Source organism: Parageobacillus caldoxylosilyticus, assembly GCF_019272935.1.
GTDB lineage: Bacteria > Bacillota > Bacilli > Bacillales > Anoxybacillaceae > Saccharococcus > Saccharococcus caldoxylosilyticus.
This window is the reverse complement of sequence record NZ_CP040553.1, coordinates 1818747-1840655: the sequence shown is the minus strand read 5'-3', so window position 1 is coordinate 1840655 and position 21909 is coordinate 1818747. Positions and strand designations below refer to the sequence as shown.

General features: G+C 47.5%; 21 protein-coding genes. 5 read left to right on the top strand and 16 right to left on the bottom strand.

Annotated elements, in window-relative coordinates; genetic code table 11:
- The 6 genes from BV455_RS09395 to BV455_RS09370 all read right to left on the bottom strand — a co-directional run bounded on the left by BV455_RS09395 (position 1) and on the right by BV455_RS09370 (position 7602).
- A complete protein-coding gene (locus tag BV455_RS09395) occupies positions 1 to 633 on the bottom strand; it encodes a TetR/AcrR family transcriptional regulator (RefSeq protein ID WP_017436906.1) in 633 nt (210 codons plus the stop codon).
- Positions 634 to 660: 27 nt separating this feature from the next.
- Positions 661 to 1800 carry an acyl-CoA dehydrogenase gene (locus BV455_RS09390; RefSeq protein ID WP_017436907.1) on the bottom strand — a complete coding sequence of 380 codons (1140 nt, stop codon included), beginning with the start codon at positions 1798 to 1800 and terminating at the stop codon, positions 661 to 663.
- Positions 1801 to 1842: 42 nt separating this feature from the next.
- Entirely contained in the window at positions 1843 to 2985 is a 1143-nt protein-coding gene (locus tag BV455_RS09385) for an acyl-CoA dehydrogenase (protein WP_218687946.1), read from the bottom strand.
- A gap of 21 nt (positions 2986 to 3006) precedes the next feature.
- Positions 3007 to 3858, bottom strand: a complete 852-nt coding sequence (locus tag BV455_RS09380) for a 3-hydroxybutyryl-CoA dehydrogenase (protein WP_017436909.1) — start codon at positions 3856 to 3858, stop codon at positions 3007 to 3009.
- 240 nt (positions 3859 to 4098) lie between these two features.
- Positions 4099 to 5277, bottom strand: a complete 1179-nt coding sequence (locus BV455_RS09375; RefSeq protein WP_017436910.1) for an acetyl-CoA C-acetyltransferase — start codon at positions 5275 to 5277, stop codon at positions 4099 to 4101.
- 225 nt (positions 5278 to 5502) lie between these two features.
- Positions 5503 to 7602: a heterodisulfide reductase-related iron-sulfur binding cluster gene (locus BV455_RS09370; protein ID WP_017436911.1), complete on the bottom strand. Its 2100-nt coding sequence runs from the start codon at positions 7600 to 7602 to the stop codon at positions 5503 to 5505.
- Between the two features lie 198 nt (positions 7603 to 7800).
- On the opposite strand from BV455_RS09370, the gene cls reads away from it, so the two are divergent.
- Positions 7801 to 8988: a cardiolipin synthase gene (gene cls, locus BV455_RS09365; protein WP_042406825.1), complete on the top strand. Its 1188-nt coding sequence runs from the start codon at positions 7801 to 7803 to the stop codon at positions 8986 to 8988.
- Positions 8989 to 9022: 34 nt separating this feature from the next.
- Here the strand turns inward: cls and BV455_RS09360 are convergent, their stop codons facing one another.
- From BV455_RS09360 to speE, 5 genes are all read right to left on the bottom strand, one after another.
- A complete protein-coding gene (locus tag BV455_RS09360; RefSeq protein ID WP_017436913.1) occupies positions 9023 to 9190 on the bottom strand; it encodes a XapX domain-containing protein in 168 nt (55 codons plus the stop codon).
- Positions 9191 to 9342: 152 nt separating this feature from the next.
- Positions 9343 to 11013 carry an arginine--tRNA ligase gene (gene argS, locus BV455_RS09355; protein WP_218687945.1) on the bottom strand — a complete coding sequence of 557 codons (1671 nt, stop codon included), beginning with the start codon at positions 11011 to 11013 and terminating at the stop codon, positions 9343 to 9345.
- A gap of 3 nt (positions 11014 to 11016) precedes the next feature.
- Complete coding sequence (locus tag BV455_RS09350) at positions 11017 to 11448, bottom strand: YwiB family protein (protein WP_042406833.1); 432 nt, start codon at positions 11446 to 11448, stop codon at positions 11017 to 11019.
- A 220-nt stretch (positions 11449 to 11668) separates the two neighbouring features.
- Entirely contained in the window at positions 11669 to 12550 is an 882-nt protein-coding gene (speB, locus tag BV455_RS09345; RefSeq protein WP_061578877.1) for an agmatinase, read from the bottom strand.
- A 13-nt stretch (positions 12551 to 12563) separates the two neighbouring features.
- The gene (speE, locus tag BV455_RS09340) at positions 12564 to 13391 is read right to left on the bottom strand and encodes a polyamine aminopropyltransferase (RefSeq protein ID WP_017436917.1); all 828 of its coding nucleotides are present in this window, start codon (positions 13389 to 13391) and stop codon (positions 12564 to 12566) included.
- Positions 13392 to 13593: 202 nt separating this feature from the next.
- On the opposite strand from speE, the gene BV455_RS09335 reads away from it, so the two are divergent.
- Entirely contained in the window at positions 13594 to 15648 is a 2055-nt protein-coding gene (locus BV455_RS09335; protein ID WP_061578876.1) for a transglycosylase domain-containing protein, read from the top strand.
- Positions 15649 to 15823: 175 nt separating this feature from the next.
- Here BV455_RS09335 and BV455_RS09330 read toward each other — a convergent pair whose 3' ends face one another.
- Both BV455_RS09330 and BV455_RS09325 read right to left on the bottom strand, forming a co-directional pair.
- Positions 15824 to 16336 (bottom strand): YwhD family protein, encoded by a 513-nt coding sequence (locus BV455_RS09330; protein WP_218687944.1) that lies wholly within the window; start codon positions 16334 to 16336, stop codon positions 15824 to 15826.
- Positions 16337 to 16355: 19 nt separating this feature from the next.
- Complete coding sequence (locus BV455_RS09325) at positions 16356 to 17024, bottom strand: site-2 protease family protein (RefSeq protein ID WP_218687943.1); 669 nt, start codon at positions 17022 to 17024, stop codon at positions 16356 to 16358.
- Positions 17025 to 17154: 130 nt separating this feature from the next.
- Here BV455_RS09325 and BV455_RS09320 point away from each other — a divergent pair, with 130 nt between their 5' ends.
- On the top strand, positions 17155 to 17343 hold the full coding sequence (locus BV455_RS09320; protein ID WP_017436921.1) for a 2-hydroxymuconate tautomerase: 189 nt from the start codon (positions 17155 to 17157) through the stop codon (positions 17341 to 17343).
- A gap of 113 nt (positions 17344 to 17456) precedes the next feature.
- A complete protein-coding gene (locus tag BV455_RS09315; RefSeq protein WP_042406850.1) occupies positions 17457 to 18758 on the top strand; it encodes an NCS2 family permease in 1302 nt (433 codons plus the stop codon).
- A gap of 24 nt (positions 18759 to 18782) precedes the next feature.
- On the opposite strand, the gene BV455_RS09310 is transcribed toward BV455_RS09315, so the two are convergent.
- The 3 genes from BV455_RS09310 to BV455_RS09300 form a co-directional block, all read right to left on the bottom strand.
- A complete protein-coding gene (locus BV455_RS09310; protein ID WP_017436923.1) occupies positions 18783 to 19301 on the bottom strand; it encodes a YwgA family protein in 519 nt (172 codons plus the stop codon).
- 13 nt (positions 19302 to 19314) lie between these two features.
- Entirely contained in the window at positions 19315 to 20616 is a 1302-nt protein-coding gene (locus BV455_RS09305; protein WP_017436924.1) for an HD domain-containing protein, read from the bottom strand.
- Between the two features lie 148 nt (positions 20617 to 20764).
- Positions 20765 to 20992 carry a YuzB family protein gene (locus BV455_RS09300; RefSeq protein WP_081159791.1) on the bottom strand — a complete coding sequence of 76 codons (228 nt, stop codon included), beginning with the start codon at positions 20990 to 20992 and terminating at the stop codon, positions 20765 to 20767.
- A 249-nt stretch (positions 20993 to 21241) separates the two neighbouring features.
- Between BV455_RS09300 and BV455_RS09295 the strand changes: the two genes are divergently transcribed.
- Positions 21242 to 21898 carry an RsfA family transcriptional regulator gene (locus BV455_RS09295; protein ID WP_081159789.1) on the top strand — a complete coding sequence of 219 codons (657 nt, stop codon included), beginning with the start codon at positions 21242 to 21244 and terminating at the stop codon, positions 21896 to 21898.
- Positions 21899 to 21909 lie beyond the last annotated feature (11 nt).

The following is a 21909-nucleotide window of genomic DNA, read 5'->3' as shown; positions in this document are numbered from 1 at the left end:
TCATGATGACCGTTTCTTCATAATCCCCTTTAGCAGCAATTCCGTCTGCAGTTCAATATATTCATCAAGCGTATATAGTCTTTTCAGCGCCCAGCGGCGAAACGCCCACATTTGTCCCAGCACGAAAATGTCGTGAGCGAACAGTTTGATTTCTTCCTCCGTCAGCTGAAATACGCCGTTGTTGACGCATGTCTGCAAAATGTTTTCAAACATGCCGACCATTTGGATTTCTTTGTTGAGCACGTATGGCAGCGATTCTTTGCTGAGCGATTTTACTTCCTGGTACATAACGAGCACTTCATCTTGCAAATCGTCGATGACTTTGAAATAGCGGGCGATCGCTAACTTAAAGCTTTCGATCGTGCCATGGTGGGTGTCGATATCTTTTTCCATCCGTTCGCGCACTTCATCATAAATGCGGTCGCAAACAAGATAGAGGATATCTTCTTTCTTGCGAATGTATTCATAGAGCGTGCCGATGCTAAATCCGGAAGCTTTAGCGATTTCCCTTGTTGTCGTCTGGTGAAATCCTTTTTGTTTAAACAGGGAAATCGCTCCTTTAATCATTTGGTTGCGGCGTTTTTTAACAAGTTTTTCATCTTTGACGGATGCGATCACTTCCCGTTTTTTCATCTTGACCACCTGCAATGGCGCGGATGCTTATCGAGTAAGCATCCGCGAAATAACAAGGCGTTGAATTTCTTGCGTTCCTTCGTAAATTTGCGTAATTTTCGCATCGCGCATAAACCGTTCAACCGGGTAGTCTTTCGTATAGCCGTTGCCGCCGAAAATTTGCACGGCATCGACCGTTACTTTCATCGCCGTATCGCCGGCAAATAGCTTCGCCATCGCCGATGCTTTGCCATATGGCAGGCCGTTGGATTCAAGCCATGCTGCCTGATACGTCAGCAGGCGCGCCGCTTCAATCGCCGTTGCCATGTCGGCCAATTTAAAGGCAACGCCTTGCTGCTCGGCGATCGGTTTGCCAAATTGCACCCGTTGTTTGGCGTATTCAACCGCTGCGTCCAACGCTCCTTGGGCAATGCCGACCGCTTGCGCCGCAATGCCGTTGCGGCCGCCGTCAAGCGTCATCATCGCGATTTTAAAGCCTTCCCCTTCTTGGCCGAGCAAGTTTTCTTTCGGAATGCGGCAGTCTTCAAAAATGAGCTCAGTTGTCGGCGAGGAACGAATGCCGAGCTTTTTCTCTTTTTTGCCGATCGAAAATCCCGGCGTACCTTTTTCAACAATAAACGCGCTGATGCCTTTATGGCGTTTTTCCGGATCAGTAACAGCAAAGACGACATAAATTTCCGCTTCGCCGCCGTTGGTAATCCATACTTTTGAACCGTTTAGTACATAGTAGTCGCCTTCGCGCACCGCCCTCGTTTTCATCGAGGCCACATCCGAACCGGCGCCCGGCTCGGAAAGGCCGTACGCGCCGAGTTTTTCCCCTGTCGCAAGGGCGCGCAAGTATTTTTGCTTTTGTTCTTCCGTACCGAATTTGTAGATCGGCCAGCTGGCCAGGGAAATATGCGCCGATAGCGTGACCCCAGTAGAAGCGCATACTTTTGACAATTCTTCCACCGCAATGACATATGCCAAATAGTCGCTGCCGATGCCGCCGTACTCTTCCGGCCATGGAATTCCGGTCAAGCCTAATTCAGCCATTTTATTAAAAATTTCGCGGTCAAACCGTTCTTCTTCATCTCGTTCCGCCGCTGTCGGCGCCACTTCCTTTTCGGCAAACTCGCGCACCATTTTTCGTATCATTTCATGTTCTTCGCTTAATTGAAAATTCATAATCCCGATCCCCCATTTATAAATGCTGATGGTTATGTTGCCTTACTTTTTCGTTAAGTATTTGCTAATGACCAAACGTTGAATTTCGCTTGTTCCTTCGTAAATTTCACAAATTTTTGCATCGCGGAACAACCGTTCGACGGGATAATCTTTCGTATAGCCGTTGCCGCCGAAGATTTGCACCGCTTCGATCGCGTTTTCCATCGCCGTTCTTGAAGCGAACAATTTTGCCATCGACGCTTCTTTTCCACATGGCAGGCCTTGCGCCCGCAAAAATGCCGCGCGATAGACAAGCAGTTTCGCCGCTTCGACCGCAGTCGCCATATCAGCGAGCTTAAAAGCGACACCTTGCTGCTCGGCGATCGGCTTGCCAAACTGGATGCGTTCTTTCGCATAAGCGGTCGCATGTTCTAACGCCGCTTCGGCAATGCCAAGCGCCTGCGCGGCGATGCCGATGCGTCCAACATCGAGGTTTGCCATCGCGATTTTAAAGCCTTGACCTTCCTCGCCAAGCAAGTTTTCCGCCGGCACTTTCGCGTCTTCCAGCGTAATTTGTACCGTCCGTGAACCGTGCAGCCCCATTTTTTTCTCATCTTTGCCGATGATAAATCCTGGCGTATCTTTTTCAACGATAAAAGCAGAAATGCCGCGGCTGCCTTTTTCATTCGGGGCGGTGCGGGCAAAGACGATATACGTATCCGCCTCGCCTCCGTTGGTGATGAAAATTTTCGAACCGTTTAAAAGGTAGTAGTCGCCTTGGCGGACCGCTTTTGTTTTTAAGCTTTTCGCATCGGAGCCGGCACCCGGTTCGGTGAGGCAAAACGCCCCTAGGTACTCGCCGCTGGCCAGCTTCGGCACATATTTTTTCTTTTGCTCCTCCGTTCCGAAGTATAAAATCGGATTGGTGCCGACCGACGTATGCACCGATAAAATGACGCCGACCGTCGCGCTTACTTTCGAAATTTCATGGATGGCGATAATGTAGGAAACAAAGTCCATCCCGGCACCGCCGTACTCTTCCGGAACGGTAATGCCCATCAGCCCGAGCTCGGCCATTTTGTTTAAAATCGGGCGCGGAAATTCGCCTTGCTCCATGCGTTCCACAAATGGCGCGATTTCCGTTTGCGCGAACTCGCGCACCATGTTCCGCATCATTTCTTGCTCTTCCGTAAAGTGTAAATTCATGTATGCCACCTTCTTTGCTGATTACTCGTATGTGTAAAATCCTCTGCCTGTTTTGCGGCCGAGCCAGCCGGCTTTCACGTATTTGCGCAATAATGGGCATGGACGGTATTTATCATCGCCAAACCCTTCATGAAGCGTTTCCATAATGTACAGACACGTATCCAAACCGATGAAATCAGCTAATGTCAGCGGCCCCATCGGATGGTTCATGCCAAGCTTCATCACTTCGTCGATCGCTTCTTTTGTCGCAACTCCTTCATATAACGCATAAATCGCTTCGTTGATCATCGGCATCAAGACGCGGTTGGAGATAAAGCCCGGAAAGTCGTTGACTTCGACTGGTACTTTATTCAACTTGCGCGTAATCGCTTCAATCGTCTCATACACCTCATCCGCCGTCGCCAGCCCGCGGATAATTTCGACTAGCTTCATGACCGGAACCGGATTCATAAAATGCATGCCGATCACTTTTTCTGGGCGTTTCGTCGCCGCTGCGATTTCCGTAATTGGCAGCGAAGACGTGTTTGTCGCCAAAATCGTATGCGGCGGAGCGATTTGATCGAGTTCGGCAAACAATTTTGTTTTCACATCCATGTTTTCAACGACCGCTTCAATGACTAAATCGGCTTTCGCCGCGTTTTGCAAATCATTGGAAGGAGTGAGGCGCCCTAGTGTCGCCGCTTTTTCCTCTTCCGTCATTTTTCCTTTTTCCACTTGGCGCGACAATAATTTTTCGATATTCGCCAATCCTTTGTCGATTTGTTGTTGGCTAATATCATGTAGGAAAACGTCGTATCCTGCCATTGCACACACTTGCGCAATACCGGAACCCATTTGTCCGGCACCGATGACCATAATCGTTTTTACATCCATCGTCTTCACATCCCCTGTCTTTCGTTGTTTCTGTTTATTTGATGCGAATATCGTGACAAGCACTTCCGCAGGCGAAAAACATTTGCCCGTCGCGGTTAGGCAGCTCGTCTCCGCTTTTCTTTTTGTCTAGCTCGGCTCGCAACCGCTCAGGGTCAAATAACCTTCGCCTTCGGGGTGACAAGCACCCCTGCGGGTGAAGAACATTTGGCTTCGAAGGCTAATCGCGCCGCCTCCGCTTTTCTATACTTGTACCATGATGGCGTCGCCTTGGCCGCCGCCGCTGCAAATTGCGGCAATGCCGATGCCGCCGCCGCGGCGTTTCAATTCGTGGATCAGGGTAATGATAATGCGCGCGCCGCTGGCGCCGATTGGATGGCCTAAAGCGACCGCTCCGCCATTGACATTGACTTTTTCCGGATCAATGCCCGCGATTTGGATGCTCGCAAGCGCTACGGCGGCAAACGCTTCATTAATTTCAAATAAATCAATGTCAGCGACTGTTTTCCCCGTTTTGCGCAGCAATTCGTTAATGACAAGCCCCGGCGTTTTCGGAAAATCTTTTGCCTCCACGGCAATCGCCGTATGCGCCAAAATTGTCGCAAGCGGTTGAATTCCTTCGCGGGCGGCGCGCTCTTCGCTCATCAGGACAAGCGCGGCGGCTCCGTCATTGACGCCTGGAGCGTTTCCGGCTGTCACCGTTCCTTGCGGGTCAAAAACTGGCGGAAGTTTGGCCAGCTTTTCAAGCGACGTATCTTTTCTTGGCGATTCATCGTGCGCGACAAGTATCGGTTCGCCTTTTCGCTGCGGCACTGCGACCGGTACGATTTCTTCGGCTAATAATCCCGCTTCCATCGCGGCGATTGCCCGCTGATGGCTGCGATACGCCCATTTGTCTTGTTCCTCGCGGGAAATGCCTAATTCTTTCGCTGTTTCACCGCCGTAAACTCCCATATGCACCCCGGTGAAACTACATGTCAGTCCGTCATACACCATTAAATCTTTGACGGCACCGTCGCCCATCCGCAGTCCCCAACGCGCTTTCGGCAATATATACGGAGCGTTGCTCATCGATTCCATACCGCCGGCGACAACTACTTCCGCTTCGCCAAGGCGGATGATTTGGTCGCCAAGCGTTACCGCCCGCATGCCGGAAGCGCATACTTTATTAATCGTTTCCGTGCGCGCTTCCCACGGAATGCCGGCATGGCGCATCGCTTGGCGGGATGGAAGCTGCCCTTGTCCGCCTTGCAGGACGGTCCCTAAAATGACTTGATCGACTTGTTCTCCGCTAATGTTGGCGCGCGCCAGCGCTTCTTTCACCGCGATGCCGCCAAGTTCAGCAGCCGTCAGCGGCTGCAAGGCGCCGCCAAATTTGCCAAACGGTGTCCGTACACCGCTTACAATCACCGTTTTTCCCATAAAACCTCTCCCCCTTTGTGATCTTCCTACGATAAAGAAAGCGATTACAACAATACAGACTGAACGCTCGCTCGATAATGATGGTAAAGAGAAGGTGTACACGAACGCACACCCTCTTTATCTATTATACTAATTATTTTAAAAAATAGGAATTATATATTCAATTTTTTTAACATGCTTACCGAGAAATCTCCCACCTCTAAACGGAGTGTAGGTGGAAGAGGTTCATAAGACAGCTTCTTTCTCTTCGCCAAAGACCGATTTCGCCAGCAATTCTGCCACATCGTAAGTGAAGACTTTGTCCTCGACTTCCTTTGCTTTTGTGCCGTCCGTGAGCATCGTCAAGCAGTACGGACAGCCGGAGCTGATGACCGTTGGGTTGACGGCAAGCGCCTGCTCAGTGCGGGCTACGTTGATGCGGTTGCCGGTCGTTTCTTCCATCCACATTAAGCCGCCGCCGGCGCCGCAACACATACCGCGTTCGCGGTTGCGCTCCATTTCGACGAGCTCGACGCCCGGAATTGCCTGCAAAATTTTGCGAGGCGCGTCATACACGTCGTTGTAGCGTCCTAAATAACAGGAATCGTGGAACGTCACTCGTTCTTTTACTTCATATTTCGGCACTAATCGGCCTTCGTCAATCAGCTTCGCAAGCAGCTCGGTATGATGGTATACTTCCGCTTCAAAGCCGAAATCCGGATATTCGTTTTTAAACGTGTTGTACGCGTGCGGGTCGATCGTCACAATCTTTTTCACGCCCGCTTTTTCAAATTCCGCGATATTGTTGGCTGCGAGTTCCTGGAATAAAAACTCGTTTCCTAAGCGGCGCGGCGTATCGCCCGAGTTTTTCTCTTTATTTCCTAAAATCGCAAACTTCACGCCTGCTTCATTTAACAATTTCGCAAATGCCAAGGCGATTTTTTGGCTGCGGTTGTCAAACGAGCCCATCGAGCCGACCCAGAACAAATACTCGAACTCTTCGCCGGCTTTTTTCGTTTCTTTGACTGTCGGAACATGCACATCATCGCGAAGCTCGCGCCAGTTTTCTTTCTCTTTGCGGTTCAATCCCCATGGATTTCCTTGGCGCTCAATGTTGGTCATCGCCCGCTGGGCATCCGGGTTCATTCTTCCTTCCGTCAGCACAAGATAGCGGCGCAAGTCGATAATTTTGTCGACGTGCTCATTCATGACCGGACATTGGTCTTCACAGTTGCGGCATGTCGTACAGGCCCAAATTTCCTCTTCCGTAATGACGTCGCCGATCAGGCTTGGCATCTCCAGCGCCGCCGCTTGTTCCTGCACGCCTTGCGCGGCAACCGCTAATTGGTTGCCTCTCGTGTTTTTAAAGGCAAACGTCGGCACCCATGGAGCGCGGGACGTAACAGCCGCCCCTTTTTCGGTCAGGTGGTCGCGCAGTTTTAAAATTAAATCCATTGGCGACAGCATTTTCCCGGTTCCAGTAGCCGGACACATGCTCGTGCATCGTCCGCACTCCACACAGGCATATAAATCGATGAGCTGCTTTTGCGTAAAATCTTCAATTTTCCCGACGCCAAACGATTCCTGCGTTTCATCTTCAAAGTTGATTTTCGATAATTTCGGCCGCGACAGACGGCTGAAAAACACGTTAATCGGCGCAGCAATCAAATGAGCGTGCTTCGACTGCGGTACGTATACTAAGAAAGTAAGCAAAATCAACAAATGGATCCACCAGGCGATAAAGAACAAGACAGCAGCGCCGGTTTCTCCAACCCAATGGAACGCGCTGGCGATGAACGATGCGACCGGTTCGCTCCACGAGGCTTCCTCACCGTGCCAAATCATGGCCATTCCGTTGCCAAACAAAACAGAAAGCATTAGCCCGCCGATAAAAATGAGCACTAAACCAGCTTTAAAATCCCGTTTTAAACGAACCAGCTTTTCAATATAACGACGGTAAAACGCAGCAAATACGGCAATCAAAATAAGCAAGGTGACAATTTCCTGGAAAAATGTAAAGCCTGGATAAAGCGGCCCTAGCGGCAGATGCGCCCCAGGAACGAGACCTTTGATGATAAAGTCAATCGCTCCGAATTGGACAAGGATAAATCCGTAGAAAAAGACAACGTGAATGATGCCGCTTTTTTTGTCTTTCAGCAGCTTTTTCTGACCAAAAACATTGACCCAGATTTTTTGCAGACGCTCTTTTACTTTTTCATCAAATTCCACTTTTTTGCCGAGCTTAATGTATATCGCCCGCGTTTTCACCACATAGGCAAACAAGTAGACAGCGTAAGCGGTTACAAACAAAAACGCAAGAAAGTTGATCACCAATAGTGGATTCATGCCTCTCTCCCCTTCCCCCTCTAAGATGAAATAACAATAAAAAATATTGACAACAAAATAAATTTTCAGAATTAAGTTCTTGCGTCTATTTTACACAATGAATGAGCATTCAGTCAATAATGTTTTTACATGTTGTCCTGCTATTTTTTGCGTATCCGGGTACATTAATAATTAACGATGTGATCAGGAGGGGAAGAAATGCTTGTATTTTTCGTTATTGTTATTATATTAGCGCTAATATATCTTGATGACAAGCTCGGAAGGATCGTTTTCCAAAACAAAAACAAAAAAATTGTATATCCGCGGCGGCAAAGCGACATTTCTTTTTTCATCAACGGAACGCATCTTTTTTCCGATTATTTTGCGGAGATTCGCCAGGCCAAACACCATATCCACATTTTGTTTTACATCATTAAGAATGATGAGACGAGCCAGCCGTTTTTTCAATTGCTAAAACAAAAAGCAAAGGAAGGGGTTCAGATTCGCATTCTCGTCGATTGGGTCGGAAGCTTCGGATTGCCGAAATCGCTGATTCGCTCATTAAAAGCAAGCGGCATCGAATTTGCCTACACATATAAACCGCGCTTTCCGTTTTTCTTCTATTGGTTAAATCGGCGTAATCATCGAAAAATTACCGTGATCGACGGAAAAATCGGGTACATCGGCGGCTTTAATATCGGCAGAGAATATGTTGGAAAAGATCCAAATTTCGGGGAATGGCGTGACTACCATTTAAAAATTACCGGCGAAGGGGTTCATGATTTGCAAACGCAGTTTTTGCGCGACTGGGAAGAAGCGACCAATACAGCACTCGACAAATCTGAATATTTTCCTTCTCTTCAAGCAGGTGCAATCGCTCATCAATTATTTGCCAAGGATGGCCATGCGCTCGAGCAGCAACTCATTGATGTCATCGATCAAGCCAAAAAAGAAATTATCATCGGCAGCCCCTATTTTATTCCTAGCCGTTCCGTAATGAACGCGCTGCTCGATGCACTTCGGCGCGGCGTCAACGTGACCGTTCTTGTCCCATTAAAAGCGGATCACCTATTTGTAAAAGAGGCTGCCTATCCTTATTTTTACCGCCTGTTAAAAGCCGGAGCGCGCATTTATCGCTTTTATCAAGGCTTTTATCATGCGAAAACGATCGTGATCGATGAGCAATGGTGCGATATCGGCACCGCCAATTTTGACAAAAGAAGCTTATTTTTTAACAGCGAGATTAATTGTTACATTTTTGACCGCGGTTTTATCCGCGAAGTAAAGAAAGCGATCGAACGCGATTTAGCCCGTTCCGAGCAGATGACGCTTGATTTTTGGAAAAAACGCACGTTATGGGAACGCGGCAAAGAGTCGATATCGACTCTTCTTTCTGCTTGGCTATAAAAGCCATGTTAGGGAATCCTCCCTTAACATGGCTTCATTTCCAAAAGTAACTAATCCATTCGAATATTTTCATCCCTAAGTATACCCCGACGATCCCGGCAATGCCGGCTAAAGCTGGCGGGGCAGGAATCGGCAAACGGAACAGCGTAAATAAAAAGCCGACCACCATCCCAGTCAACAACGATAAAGTCACTTCTTTCATTTCCATTTCCTCCATGTATTTTTTTCATTACTATGCCCATAAAAAGAGGGGGGAACTCCCCCTCGTTCGAGCATTTATTGTAAAACGTCTTTCCTCTTTTTTGATATTTCCTAAACAAAATGGCTGGAAAATCCGCCTCAAGCTGTTATTTCTTACATTTTTTCCGGCGCCGATACACCGATGAGCGCCAGCGCGTTTTGCAGCGTAATTTGCACGGCTTTCATGAGCGCTAAACGCGCCCGGCTTTTTTCCATGTTTTCCGGATCTAACACTTTTTCCGCATTGTAAAAGCTGTGCAGTGCCGACGCCAGCTCAAACACATAGCCGGTCACGCGGTGCGGCATCCGCTTCACAGCCGCTTCCGCCACCACACTTGGGAACTCGCCAAGCTTTTTCAACAGCTCGATTTCTTTTTCCGTTTCGATATAATCGAGCTGCAAATCTCCTTCATAAGACAAGTTTTGCTCCTCGCCTTGGCGGAGAATGCTTGAGACGCGGGCATGCGCATATTGCACATAGTACACCGGGTTTTCATTCGACTGCGAGACGGCAAGGTCCATATCAAAATCCAAATGCGTGTCGCTCGAGCGCATCGCAAAGAAGTAGCGGACTGCATCCAAGCCGACCTCTTCCATTAATTCGCGCATCGTCACCGCTTTGCCGGTGCGCTTGCTCATTTTGACCCGTTCGCCGTTTTGATACAAGTTAACTAATTGAATGATTTCCACTTCCAACACGTCCGGGTCATAGCCGAGCGCCGCAATCGCCGCTTTCATCCGCGGAATATAGCCGTGATGGTCCGCGCCCCAAATGTTAATGATTTTCGCAAATCCGCGGCGCAGCTTATCCTGATGATAGGCGATGTCCGGCAGCAAATACGTATACGTGCCGTCTTTTTTGATTAACACGCGGTCTTTGTCATCGCCAAACGCCGTCGAGCGGAACCATGTCGCCCCGTCTTTTTCGTAAATATAGCCGCGTTCGCGCAGCACCGCCAACGCTTCGTCAATTTTTCCGCTTGTATATAAAGATGTTTCCGAATACCAAACATCGAACGAGACGCGGAAATCGGCCAAATCTTTTTTAATCTTTTCTAATTCATAGTTGAGTCCGTACTCACGGAAAAAGGCGAGCCGCTCTTGCTCATCGATATGGACAAATTTGTCGCCGTGCTTCTCGGCCAACTTTTTGCCGATTTCGACAATATCTTCGCCGTAATAACCGTCTTCCGGCATGGCTTTCTCGATGCCGAGCGCCTGGAAGTAACGGGCTTCGACTGATTTGGCCAGGTTGTAAATTTGATTGCCGGCATCATTAATATAATATTCGCGCGTCACATCAAATCCGGCTTTTTCTAAAATATTGCATAGCGAATCGCCGACCGCGGCGCCGCGGGCATGGCCTAAATGCAAATCGCCGGTTGGGTTGGCGGAAACAAACTCGACTTGCACTTTTTGCCCATTTCCGACATTCGTCTCCCCGTAAGCTTTTCCCGCTTGGATGATCGTTGGAATCAGCTCCGTTAAATAGCGGTTGTCCATATAAAAGTTAATAAACCCCGGGCCGGCAATGTCGATTTTGGCAATGGACGCTTTTGTCCGGTCAAAGTGCTGCACGATTTCTTCCGCAATCGCCCGCGGCGGTTTTTTCGCAATGCGGGCCAGCTGCATCGCCATATTCGTCGAATAGTCGCCGTGCGCTTTTTCTCTCGGCACTTCTAAAATCACATCCGGCATTTCTTCTGTTTTCGCAAGTCCGGCGCTAATGACGGCGCGCTTAATTTCTTCTTTAATCCGTTCCTTCATCTGTTCGACAATGTTCATTATCTATACCCCCTTAAACATAATCGTCATCGCATGGCGGCCTGTTTGTTCATTTTGCATCTGCAGCTGATACGATACAAACAACCGCCCTTTTTTCCGCCTGTCATCATAATGAAACTCGATATGATCCGTTTTTGTTTTCATCGTCCATTGCCCAAACGAAGTGCGGTAATGGCCGGTCGTTTCTTCCGTTTTGCGGAACGCATGACGCATATGCACCGCTCCGGAACGCATGACGACCACTTCCTCGTTCGTTATTTTAACGATCGTCTTAATGCTGCCGAGCTCATGCTGCTCCTTAAATTGCAAATACATGGCGTTTCCTTTTATGTAGTAAAGACCTGTTGCTTCTAACACAACCGTTTCCTTGCGCAACCCATCGCGAATATCGGTCACTTGTTTCAGCTGCATCGGGATTCCGTTTTGTTTCTCCATCGAGAACACGCCCTTGATAAAAAACAGTAATAACTTTATTAAGTATAAAGGAATTATTTCCTTTCATTCAAGAGGGGAAGAATGTATGCAGCGGCTTCATGCATAAAAAAGCACCATCTTCAGCGAGACGGCGCTTGTAACGAAACATATTTGCGATTGTTTTACATTTTGCAGCACATTGAAATCCCGACTCCAGTAAAAATGGAGTCGGGATTTGCCATCAGCGGCGTTTTGGCACCCAGCCGAGAATCATTTCGCGAATCAGTTTGCTTGCGGTGTTAGCCGTTTGTTCGGAATGGTCATAAACCGGCGCTACTTCCACTAAATCAGCGCCAACGACGCGAACATCCGATTTCGCGATTTCATGGATGGCTGCCAACAGTTCTTTCGATGTAATGCCGCCGGCGTCGACTGTTCCCGTACCCGGAGCGTGGGCAGGGTCCAACACGTCGATGTCAATCGTCACGTACACCGGACGCCCGGCCAGCTTTGGCAGCACCTCCCGAAGCGGCTCGAGCACTTCAAATTGCGCGATGTACATACCGTTTTCCTTCGCCCATTCGAACTCTTTTTTCATACCGGAACGAATGCCGAACGAAAAGACGTTTGTCGGTCCGATTAAGTCCGCCACTTTGCGAATCGGCGTCGCGTGGGACAGAGGCTCGCCCTCGTAATGCTCCCGCAAGTCGGTATGGGCGTCCATATGAATCACCGCTAAATCCGGATATTTTTTATATACCGCTTTAATGACCGGCCAGGAAACGAGATGCTCGCCGCCGATGCCAAGCGGAAATTTATCTGCGGCTAAAATTTTATCGACAAAGTCTTCGATGATATCTAAACTGCGCTGCGCGTTTCCAAATGGAAGCGGAATATCGCCGGCGTCGAAATATTTGACTTCTCCAAGTTCGCGGTCTAAATACGGGCTGTATTCCTCCAGCCCAATCGACACTTCGCGGATGCGGGCCGGACCGAAGCGGGAACCAGGGCGGTAGCTTACCGTCCAGTCCATCGGCATCCCGTAAATCACCGCTTCGCTTTCCTCAAAATTCGGGTGGCTTCCGATAAATACATTGCCCGAATACGCCTCATCGAATCTCATGATGCCATCCCCCTCATTTCAATAAATCAGCGACAAATTTCGGCAATACAAAGCAGGCTTTATGCAGCTCTTTCGTATAATATTTCGTCTCGATATCATGGAAACGATCATCGCTTACCTCCAGCGGATCGTATTTTTTCGAACCGATCGTAAACGTCCAAAGCCCGCTTGGATACGTCGGGATGTTTGCTGTATATAAACGCGTAATCGGGAAAATTTCGCGCACGTCGCGGTATACGTTGCGGATTAAATCCGCCTTAAACCAAGGGTTATCCGTCTGGGCGACAAAAATGCCGTCTTCTTTCAACGCTTTGGCGATGCCGGCGTAAAACCCTTTCGTAAATAAATTCACCGCCGGGCCGACCGGCTCTGTCGAATCCACCATAATGACGTCATATTCATTTTCACTTTTCGCGATATGCATAAAACCGTCGTCTACTTTGACTTCGACGCGCGGGTCGTCAAGCTTGCCAGCAATCTCCGGCAAATATTTTTTCGAGCATTCAATGACTTTGCCGTCAATTTCTACAAGCGTCGCTTTTTTGACGCTTGGATGTTTCAGCACTTCGCGGATGACACCGCCGTCGCCTCCGCCGACCACAAGCACATTTTCCGGATTTGGGTGGGTAAACAGCGGAACGTGCGCGACCATTTCATGGTAGACAAATTCGTCTTTTTGCGTTGTCATCACCATTCCATCTAAAATAAGCATGTTGCCGAACTGTTCTGTTTCGACCATGTCCAGCTTTTGGAATGGGGTTTGTTCTGTATGTAAAGTACGTTTAATTCTCGCTGTAATGCCGAAATGCTCGGTCTGTTTTTCGGTAAACCATAGTTCCATCGGTAACATCCTTTCTCTGCTCGTTTCCACTTTCGTATACGCTATTTTTCATCTTTCCCTCGCGGAGAAAAACTAAACATGAAAAAGTATAGAGCAATCTAGCAAAAATGCAAGAGGTACTTGATAGAAAAAACGTTTAAAATAGAAAAAAATTTTTCATACTAATACAAATACGGTTTATAAAGTTATGAGGTGATGAACGTTGGAAATCATCCCAAGCAGCCGGTTCCGCGGGACGTGGAAATATATTCGGGCGTTCGCCTTTATCAGTTTCATCCTAGCAATCTTATCCGCCGTCACGCTTGGTGGCTTTATTTTAGTTGCTAAACTGCAAGGCGCTCCTCCGCTGGCGGTGCCGCAAACAACGATTTTTTATGCGGATGACGGCACAAAAATCGGCGAAAGCGATAACGGACAAACGCGCTACTGGGTCAAGCTTGACGATATATCCCCTTATGTCATACAGGCGACGATTGCCGTAGAAGACCGCAAGTTTTACGAACATCACGGCTTTGATATCAAGCGGATTATCGGCGCCGTCGCCGCGGATATAAAAGCAATGGCGAAAGTGCAAGGAGCGAGCACCATCACCCAGCAATACGCGCGCAATTTATTTTTAACTCACGATAAGACATGGACAAGAAAATTGCAAGAGGCGCTGTACACGATCCGCCTCGAGGCAAATTATAGCAAAAAGCAAATTCTTGAAGGTTATTTAAACACGATTTACTACGGTCACGGCGCTTACGGGATCGAGGCAGCGGCCCGTTATTATTTCGGCAAACATGCAAAAGACCTTACGTTAAGCGAAGCAGCCATGTTAGCCGGCATCCCGAAAGGTCCGTACTACTACTCTCCGTTGATTAACGAAAAGAGGGCCAAAACGCGGCAAAAAACGGTACTTTTATCGATGGAACAAGCCGGATACATCAACAAAAAGGAAGCGGAGCGAGCGTATCAAGAAAAGCTGATTTATACGGACCATCACGAAATAAAACAAAAAAATATCGCTCCTTATTTTCAAGACGTTGTCAAACAGGTGCTGCGCAACCAATTAGGGCTGGATGAACGGACGATTGAACTCGGCGGCCTGCGCGTGTATACATCGCTCGATCCGCATATGCAGAAAATCGCGGAACAGGAAATAAACGCGGTCATTGACCCGAACTCCCAAATTCAAGCCGCGCTCGTCGCGATGGACCCGCGCACGGGAGAAGTAAAAGCGCTTGTCGGCGGCAGGGACTATGAAAAAAGCCCGTTTAACCGTGCTGTGCAGGCGGAGCGGCAGCCAGGCTCCACCTTCAAGCCGTTTCTCTACTATGCAGCGATTGAGCAAGGGTTTACGCCATCTACGCAAATGCGCAGCGAGCTGACGACATTTACGTTTGATAACGGCAAGTCCAAATATACCCCGCATAACTATAATGATTACTATGCAAATGACGCGATTACGCTCGCACAGGCGATAGCCTTATCGGATAATGTATTTGCCGTAAAAACGCATTTATTTATCGGTGAAGACAAACTTGTGAAAACGGCGAAAAAACTAGGTATTACAAGCAAATTAAAAAAGGTTCCGTCGTTGGCGCTCGGAACATCGCCGGTGAAAGTGATCGATATGGTGAGAGCCTACAGCGCGTTTGCCAATAACGGCAAAAAAGTGGAGCCGGTTTTTATTAAAAAAATCGTCAATCATGAAGGAGAAACGATTTACGAATATAAACCATCAAGCAAACAAGTGCTCGATCCGGACGCCGCTTATGTCACCACCCAGCTGATGACGGGCATGTTTGACCCAAAACTAAACGATTATACGACCGTTACCGGCCAATCGATTCGCAAACAGATTACACGTCCGTACGCGGGCAAATCGGGAACAACAGAAACGGACAGTTGGATGATTGGATTTGCGCCACAACTAGTTGCAGGGGTATGGACCGGTTACGACCGTGGGGAAACGATTGATAAAATGGTGGAGAAACAATATGCAAAGCAAATCTGGGTTCAATTTATGGAAAAAAGTTTACAGGGAAAACCAAAGAAAAAGTTTAAACCAACCAAAGGGGTCGTTGGTGTTTATGTCGACCCGGATAACGGCAAACTTGCGACAAAATCATGTCCGGTAAAGCGTCTTACTTATTATATTGCTGGTACCGAACCGACCGACTACTGCACGGATCATTTACTACATCAAAAGAAATCAAAGAAAAAAGAGGAAAAGAAAAATTGGTTCCAAAAACTGTTCCCTTGGTTCTAAAGGAAGACCCCTCAAGCGAAAGCGCTTGAGGGGTCTTCTTGTCCTAGTTTTATTGTGTTATACATGTAGGTTTAGTTTACTCTTTTTCCTGCTAAACTACAAGTACCCGCCATATGACGTTCACAAAAACGTCACATATATGGAAATTCATGAAAGCCGCGGGCATCTGCCGCTGTTATTTTCCGCCTTCCAGTCCTTTTTTCAATTCCTCACTCGAACGATTCCACATTTCGATATCGTGCTGTTTCAAAAAGTCCGCAAGCACCCGTTTTGATTTCTCATCCATATGATCAACGATAATATGGCGCTTTAGTGATTTATCTAAACGATTTACATGCTCCGGCAGCAGTTTGTAGCCACGACGCGCCTCTCGGTCGACCGCCATTTCACAGGCGGTCACACCGGCATAATACGGTCCGTCTTCTCTCCGTTCAATCGTGACCCAGACGATCCAATAAGGCTTGCCATTTGGCACTTCGTCGCGGTTTGGCAAAAATTTGATGCCCCGCTCCACCGCGCTGCGGGCATGCATCGCGCCCATGTCGACAAACGCCTCGCCCGCTTCAACATCAATAATGACAGGGGAAACGTTCTCCAAACTTAGCGCTCCGGCGCCAAAACCACGGTGGCCGTCGGTCGGATCATCTTTAATAATGTTAAACCCAATATTTTTCTTCTTTTTTTCCATCGAACACCTCTCCTTCATGTCACACGAACAATGTGGCAAAAAATGATTGCAAATTTTCCAAGACAAACGGAACCGCTACTTGAAAAATCGGCTCGATCGTATAACCGTCAAGCGGAGTCAGCACCAAAATGAGAAACAAAAGCGCCCCATAGCTTTCCCATTGCGTCATTTTCGCACGAACACCTTGCGGGGCTAAATCTTCGATAATCCGATATCCATCAAGGGGCGGAAACGGAAGCAAGTTAAAAATAAACAACACGACATTTAAACTGATAAAAATTTGGAAAAAAAGGTCAAACCCCGCAGCGAACCAATCGGGAAGCGTCCGCATGACGCCGAAATAAACCATGCTGTACCAGACAATAAATCCAAGCGCGGCAAGCAATAAATTGCTTAGCGGTCCGGCAACCGATACAAGGATCCCAGCGAGACGCGGATGTTTAAAGTGAAAGCGGTTGACCGGAACGGGCTTTGCCCAGCCGAAACCGGCAAGAAAAATAAGCAACGTGCCAAGCAAATCCAAATGGGCAAGCGGCGATAGCGTCAGTCTGCCCTCATTTTTAGCAGTCGGATCGCCGAACTTATAAGCGACATACGCGTGGGCAAATTCATGCACCGAAAAAGCGATCACCAGCGCCATCAATACATATGGAATTTGGCTTAACGAATACGGCAAGAAATGTTCCACTCTGTTTAACTCCTTTTTCCACATATTAAACTTATTATTAGTATACATGATTTACCGGAAAAAGTGGACTGAAGTCCCTTTTTTCATGATATAATCAACACGACAAGAGATGAACAAAGGAGGAGCACCGATGCCTTACGTAACCATTAAAATGCTTGCCGGACGCACAGAAGAACAAAAAAAGGCGCTTGTCGAAAAAGTGACAGAAGCGGTTGCAGAAACAACGGGCGCTTCGAAAGACAAAATCGTCGTTTTCATTGAAGAAATGACGAAAAATCATTACGCTGTCGGCGGAAAACGATTGAGCGACGAGCAATAAGCATGCAGGCAAGGAACTTTTTCATGGTTCCTTGCTTTTTTTATTGCGGATTTTTTAAAAAACGAATATTATTATATACGTATTTAAAAATGTTCGTATTTTGGAGGTAAACGATGTTTGATTTAACGAAACATAACACGAATTTAAAAACAGAAATCATTGCCGGATTTACAACATTTTTAACCATGGTATACATCATCGTTGTCAACCCGGTCGTATTGTCGGATGCCGGCGTTCCGTTTGCGCAAGTGTTTACCGCCACGATTATCGCCACTGTCATCGGCACGCTATGGATGGCGCTGTTTGCCAACTATCCGATCGCCATCGCTCCGGGAATGGGATTAAACGCCTATTTCGCTTATTCGGTTGTCGGTTCGCACGGCAATATTTCTTATGAAGTGGCTTTTTCTGCGGTGTTCGTTGCCGGAATCCTTTTTGTCATTTTGTCGCTGACGCCGTTTCGCAGCAAGCTGATTGAAGCGATTCCGGAAAATTTGAAGCACGGCATTACCGCAGGAATCGGCTTGTTTATCGCCTTTATCGGCCTTCGTTTAACCGGCATTATTCAAGCCCATCCGCAAAACTTAGTCGCGCTAGGCGATTTGCACTCGCCATCGGCGGTGTTGACGCTCATCGGCTTGGCAGTGACGCTCGTGCTGATGTCGCTTGGCGTCAACGGCGCGCTCTTTTTGGGAATGGTCATCACTGGAGTGATTGCTTATTTCACCGGACAATTGAAATTTGACAAAGGCTTTGTTTCCGTGCCATCGCTACCGGAAGGACTTGTTGTCGCCAATCCGCTTACTGCCATCGGCGATGTCATCCATTACGGATTATATGCCGTTGTGTTTTCCTTTTTGCTGGTGACGATTTTTGATACGACAGGAACGATGATCGGCGTTGCCCAGCAAGCCGGGCTCATGAAAGGAAAAACAATGCCGCGCGCCCGCGAGGCGCTGCTTTCCGACTCGATTGCGACGACGATCGGCGCCATGTTCGGCACAAGCCCGACATCGGCGTATATCGAATCTTCTTCCGGCGTCGCCGCCGGAGGGCGTACGGGTATTACAGCGCTAACGGTCGCCATCTTATTCGTGCTATCCGCCTTTTTCGGGCCGCTTGTTGGCGCCGTATCCGGCATCGCGGCGATTACCGCGCCGGCGCTTATTATCGTCGGCAGCTTAATGATGGGAAGCATCGCCCGGATTCAATGGGATCAGCTCGATGAGGCATTCCCGGCGTTTCTCATCATTTTAAGCATGCCGCTGACATCGAGCATCGCTACGGGAATTGCATTAGGGTTTATTTCGTACCCGCTATTAAAAATCACGCGCGGCAAATGGCGCGAAGTGCATCCGCTCGTATATATTTTTGCTGTTCTCTTCTTCTATCAGCTTGCCTTCCTGCCGCATTAACGCAACGAAAAAACGAAGTCCCGTTCAGGCGCGGACTTCGTTTTTTACTTTAGCGCGCAATTGTTCAATATAGTCATACGCCTGTTCCACTTCTTCTTCCGTGTAGCGCTGCTTGCTTTTTAATAAAAACACTTTTTCCTTCACTTCTTCTTTCGGTAAATGCTCAAAATAGAGCACCGTCGATACAAGCTCTAAAAACCGCGCGTTTTGCTCGTTCATATCTTGCATGCATTCACGCAAATAAGGCATGTCCAAATCGTAATGGTTTAAAAACTGTATGCCCGCTTCCGTCAGCGTATAGCGATATTGAAAATACCCGCCTTTTTTCTCTTTCATTTCGTGCAAAAACCCTAAATCACAAAGCTCCTCAATCCGACATGTTAATTCTTCGGAATATGGTCCGTAAAAATGGAAGTCAAACTTCTCGTAAAACGGAAACTGCAGCTTTTTGGCGATGTAAATCATTTTTTGCAGCTTTTTGCGACCGACGATTTCCCCAGCTGCCGCCAGCGCCTTCATCACTTTCGCATGTTCTGTAAACACTCCCCGTCATCTCCTAACCCTCTAAAATTTCAATAATTTTTTTCTTTGTCGTCCGCTTTGTGGAAAAATCATAAATGAAATCGGCGGGAAAATATAGTTTATGATCGGTTCTGCGCTTTCCGGAAATTGCATCGACAAGCACCGATTCCCGCGACAGCTCGCGAAGCTCTCCATTCGGCATCAATAAATAAATCGGCAGCCGCTCCCCTTCCTCGCCGGGGCGGTAAAAGTCATACGGCAAATCGGATGATGAATCGACAACCAAGTAATATTCCGGATCAATGCCTGCTTTTTTAAACAAGCCCGTCAGTTCGATCAGCTTTGTCATCTGCTCGTTTGTTGGATTAAATTCGACATATTTGAATAAATGACGGTTGACAAAACGGCGGCATAGGTCGCTTAAAATCGCATCTCGTTCGTGTTGCCACTGTTGAAAATAAAACAAAATCACCGCCTCATCAAGCTGCAAATAATCTTGCAATTCTACCGTCCCAGTAAAAAACGAGTAAAAATGAATCGGCTTCGTCTGGAACTCATATCCTTCTTCATACAGCCTTTTTGCCCGGTGCAAAATTTTCGTTAAAATGACTTCGGCGCTGCGCGTGACCGGATGGAAATAGACTTGCCAATACATTTGGTAACGGCTCATAATATAGTCCTCAACCGCATGCATGCCGCTGCGCTTAATGACGACTTGGTCTTCACGCGGACGCATGACGCGCAAAATCCGCTCCATATCAAAATTGCCGTAGCTGACGCCGGTGTAGTACGCATCCCTAAGCAAATAATCCATCCGATCGGCGTCGATCTGACTGGAAATCAAGCTGACGACAAGCTTATTCGGATACGTTTTTGCAATCACTTCCGCCACTTTTTTCGGGAAATCGTCGCTGACGCGGCGGAGTACAGCGTTCACTTCCGTATCCCCTAAAATAATGGCCTGGGTGAAATCTTCATGATCGAGCCGAAACACTTTTTCAAAGGAATGGGAGAACGGCCCGTGACCTAAATCATGCAATAGCGCCGCACATAGGCAAAGAAGCCGCTCACTATGGTCCCAATGTTCGCGGCCGACGAACACATCATCAATAATACGGCGAATAATTTCGTAGACGCCAAGCGAATGGTTAAAGCGGCTATGCTCGGCGCCGTGAAACGTCAAATACGTCGTGCCGAGCTGTTTAATGCGGCGCAAACGCTGAAATTCCTTCGTTCCGATCAAATCCCAAATCACTTTATCACGAACGTGTATGTATCGGTGCACTGGATCCTTAAATACTTTTTCCTCACTCAGCTGCCCGCCGGGATATGCCATGTTATCCCCTCTTCCATTTCTAACATGAATCTATTATAAGCCGTTTTCTTTTATAAAGAAATACTTCTTTTTTTCTTCTTTACCTCTCATTATTTCCCAAAATATAGAAACAAAAAATCACCTTCTTATCAAAAAGGAAGGCGATTTTTTAACTCTTCTTTAATTTTTCGGCAATTTTTTCAATCAGCTCATCCTCTGTCAATGCTGCGACCGGACGGTTATTGACAAAGGCAAATGTCTTTTTGCGGCCCGGGCCGCAATACGACTGGCAGCCGATTTTAATGGTCGCATCTGGATCCAACTTTTTCAAACGCGGAATCAACGTTTTCAAATTTGGCGCTTTGCAGTCATCACAAACGCGAAATTCATTTGCCATGCTGGCTCACCCTTTCTTTGCGCTCGCTTGCGTTTGTTTACACTATCGTGTATTCTAACGCTTCTTTTTGCCTATTGCAAGTTTGTTGGCTTCCGGCCTCTATTCCATTTTCTTTCTCTATACGCTCCCATCACGCGGTTCGTGCACAATTCTTGCAATTTTTGATTCACCGAAACTAAAAAATGTATAAAATTTACTATTTTTGGCCATGCTTCTACTAGCAAACAAGAAAAAGGGGAGTTGAGAATGATGAAACAACGGCAAGATGCATGGACAGAAGAAGAAGATTTGCTATTAGCAGAAACAGTGTTGCGTCATGTGCGTGAAGGGAGCACACAGCTAAACGCGTTTGAAGAAGTCGGCGATAAATTAAACAGGACATCGGCGGCCTGTGGCTTCCGCTGGAATGCGGTTGTCCGGCGCCGTTACGAACAAGCGCTGCAGCTTGCCAAACGGCAGCGCAAAGAAAGACAGCGGCTTTTAGGACAGCAAGGCGGGAAGAAAAAGCTGCTTTACAATCCTCCCGTTCCTTCGTTGTCAGAAATCGGGGAAATCACCCAGTTGCCGGCGGTTGTCTCTTCCGCTAGTGAATCATCATCGATTACATTAGATCAAGTGATTTCCTTTTTGCAAACGTTAAAAACGGCTCATCGCCGGCACGAAGTATTGACAAAAGAAAATGAACGTCTGCGCAAAGAAAATGAAGAAATGCGGGCGAAAAATAAAGAATTAGAAAAGAAAATTGCCAAACTAGAAGAAAACTCTTCCACGATTCAAGAAGATTACGAAACATTAGTAAGAATTATTAATAGAGCCCGAAAGCTTGTTTTGCAAGAAGAAGAGGAGCGCCAGGCGCTCAAATTCCGCATGGACCAAAACGGAAATTTAGAAAAAATCGCAGAATAATAAAGGCTGCC

Bases quoted from the DNA above. Each gene is read 5' to 3' on its own strand.
- BV455_RS09380 (WP_017436909.1), bottom strand. From the start codon at position 3,858: ATGGATGTAAAAACGATTATGGTCATCGGTGCCGGACAAATGGGTTCC.
- BV455_RS09320 (WP_017436921.1), top strand. From the start codon at position 17,155: ATGCCTTACGTAACCATTAAAATGCTTGCCGGACGCACAGAAGAACAA.
- BV455_RS09385 (WP_218687946.1), bottom strand. From the start codon at position 2,985: ATGAATTTACACTTTACGGAAGAGCAAGAAATGATGCGGAACATGGTG.
- BV455_RS09350 (WP_042406833.1), bottom strand. From the start codon at position 11,448: ATGGAGAAACAAAACGGAATCCCGATGCAGCTGAAACAAGTGACCGAT.
- BV455_RS09375 (WP_017436910.1), bottom strand. From the start codon at position 5,277: ATGGGAAAAACGGTGATTGTAAGCGGTGTACGGACACCGTTTGGCAAA.
- BV455_RS09300 (WP_081159791.1), bottom strand. From the start codon at position 20,992: ATGGCAAATGAATTTCGCGTTTGTGATGACTGCAAAGCGCCAAATTTG.
- BV455_RS09360 (WP_017436913.1), bottom strand. From the start codon at position 9,190: ATGAAAGAAGTGACTTTATCGTTGTTGACTGGGATGGTGGTCGGCTTT.
- BV455_RS09330 (WP_218687944.1), bottom strand. From the start codon at position 16,336: ATGGAAAAAAAGAAGAAAAATATTGGGTTTAACATTATTAAAGATGAT.
- cls (WP_042406825.1), top strand. From the start codon at position 7,801: ATGCTTGTATTTTTCGTTATTGTTATTATATTAGCGCTAATATATCTT.
- speE (WP_017436917.1), bottom strand. From the start codon at position 13,391: ATGGAACTATGGTTTACCGAAAAACAGACCGAGCATTTCGGCATTACA.
- BV455_RS09390 (WP_017436907.1), bottom strand. From the start codon at position 1,800: ATGAATTTTCAATTAAGCGAAGAACATGAAATGATACGAAAAATGGTG.
- speB (WP_061578877.1), bottom strand. From the start codon at position 12,550: ATGAGATTCGATGAGGCGTATTCGGGCAATGTATTTATCGGAAGCCAC.
- BV455_RS09305 (WP_017436924.1), bottom strand. From the start codon at position 20,616: ATGGCATATCCCGGCGGGCAGCTGAGTGAGGAAAAAGTATTTAAGGAT.
- BV455_RS09315 (WP_042406850.1), top strand. From the start codon at position 17,457: ATGTTTGATTTAACGAAACATAACACGAATTTAAAAACAGAAATCATT.
- BV455_RS09370 (WP_017436911.1), bottom strand. From the start codon at position 7,602: ATGAATCCACTATTGGTGATCAACTTTCTTGCGTTTTTGTTTGTAACC.
- BV455_RS09295 (WP_081159789.1), top strand. From the start codon at position 21,242: ATGAAACAACGGCAAGATGCATGGACAGAAGAAGAAGATTTGCTATTA.
- BV455_RS09395 (WP_017436906.1), bottom strand. From the start codon at position 633: ATGAAAAAACGGGAAGTGATCGCATCCGTCAAAGATGAAAAACTTGTT.
- argS (WP_218687945.1), bottom strand. From the start codon at position 11,013: ATGAACATTGTCGAACAGATGAAGGAACGGATTAAAGAAGAAATTAAG.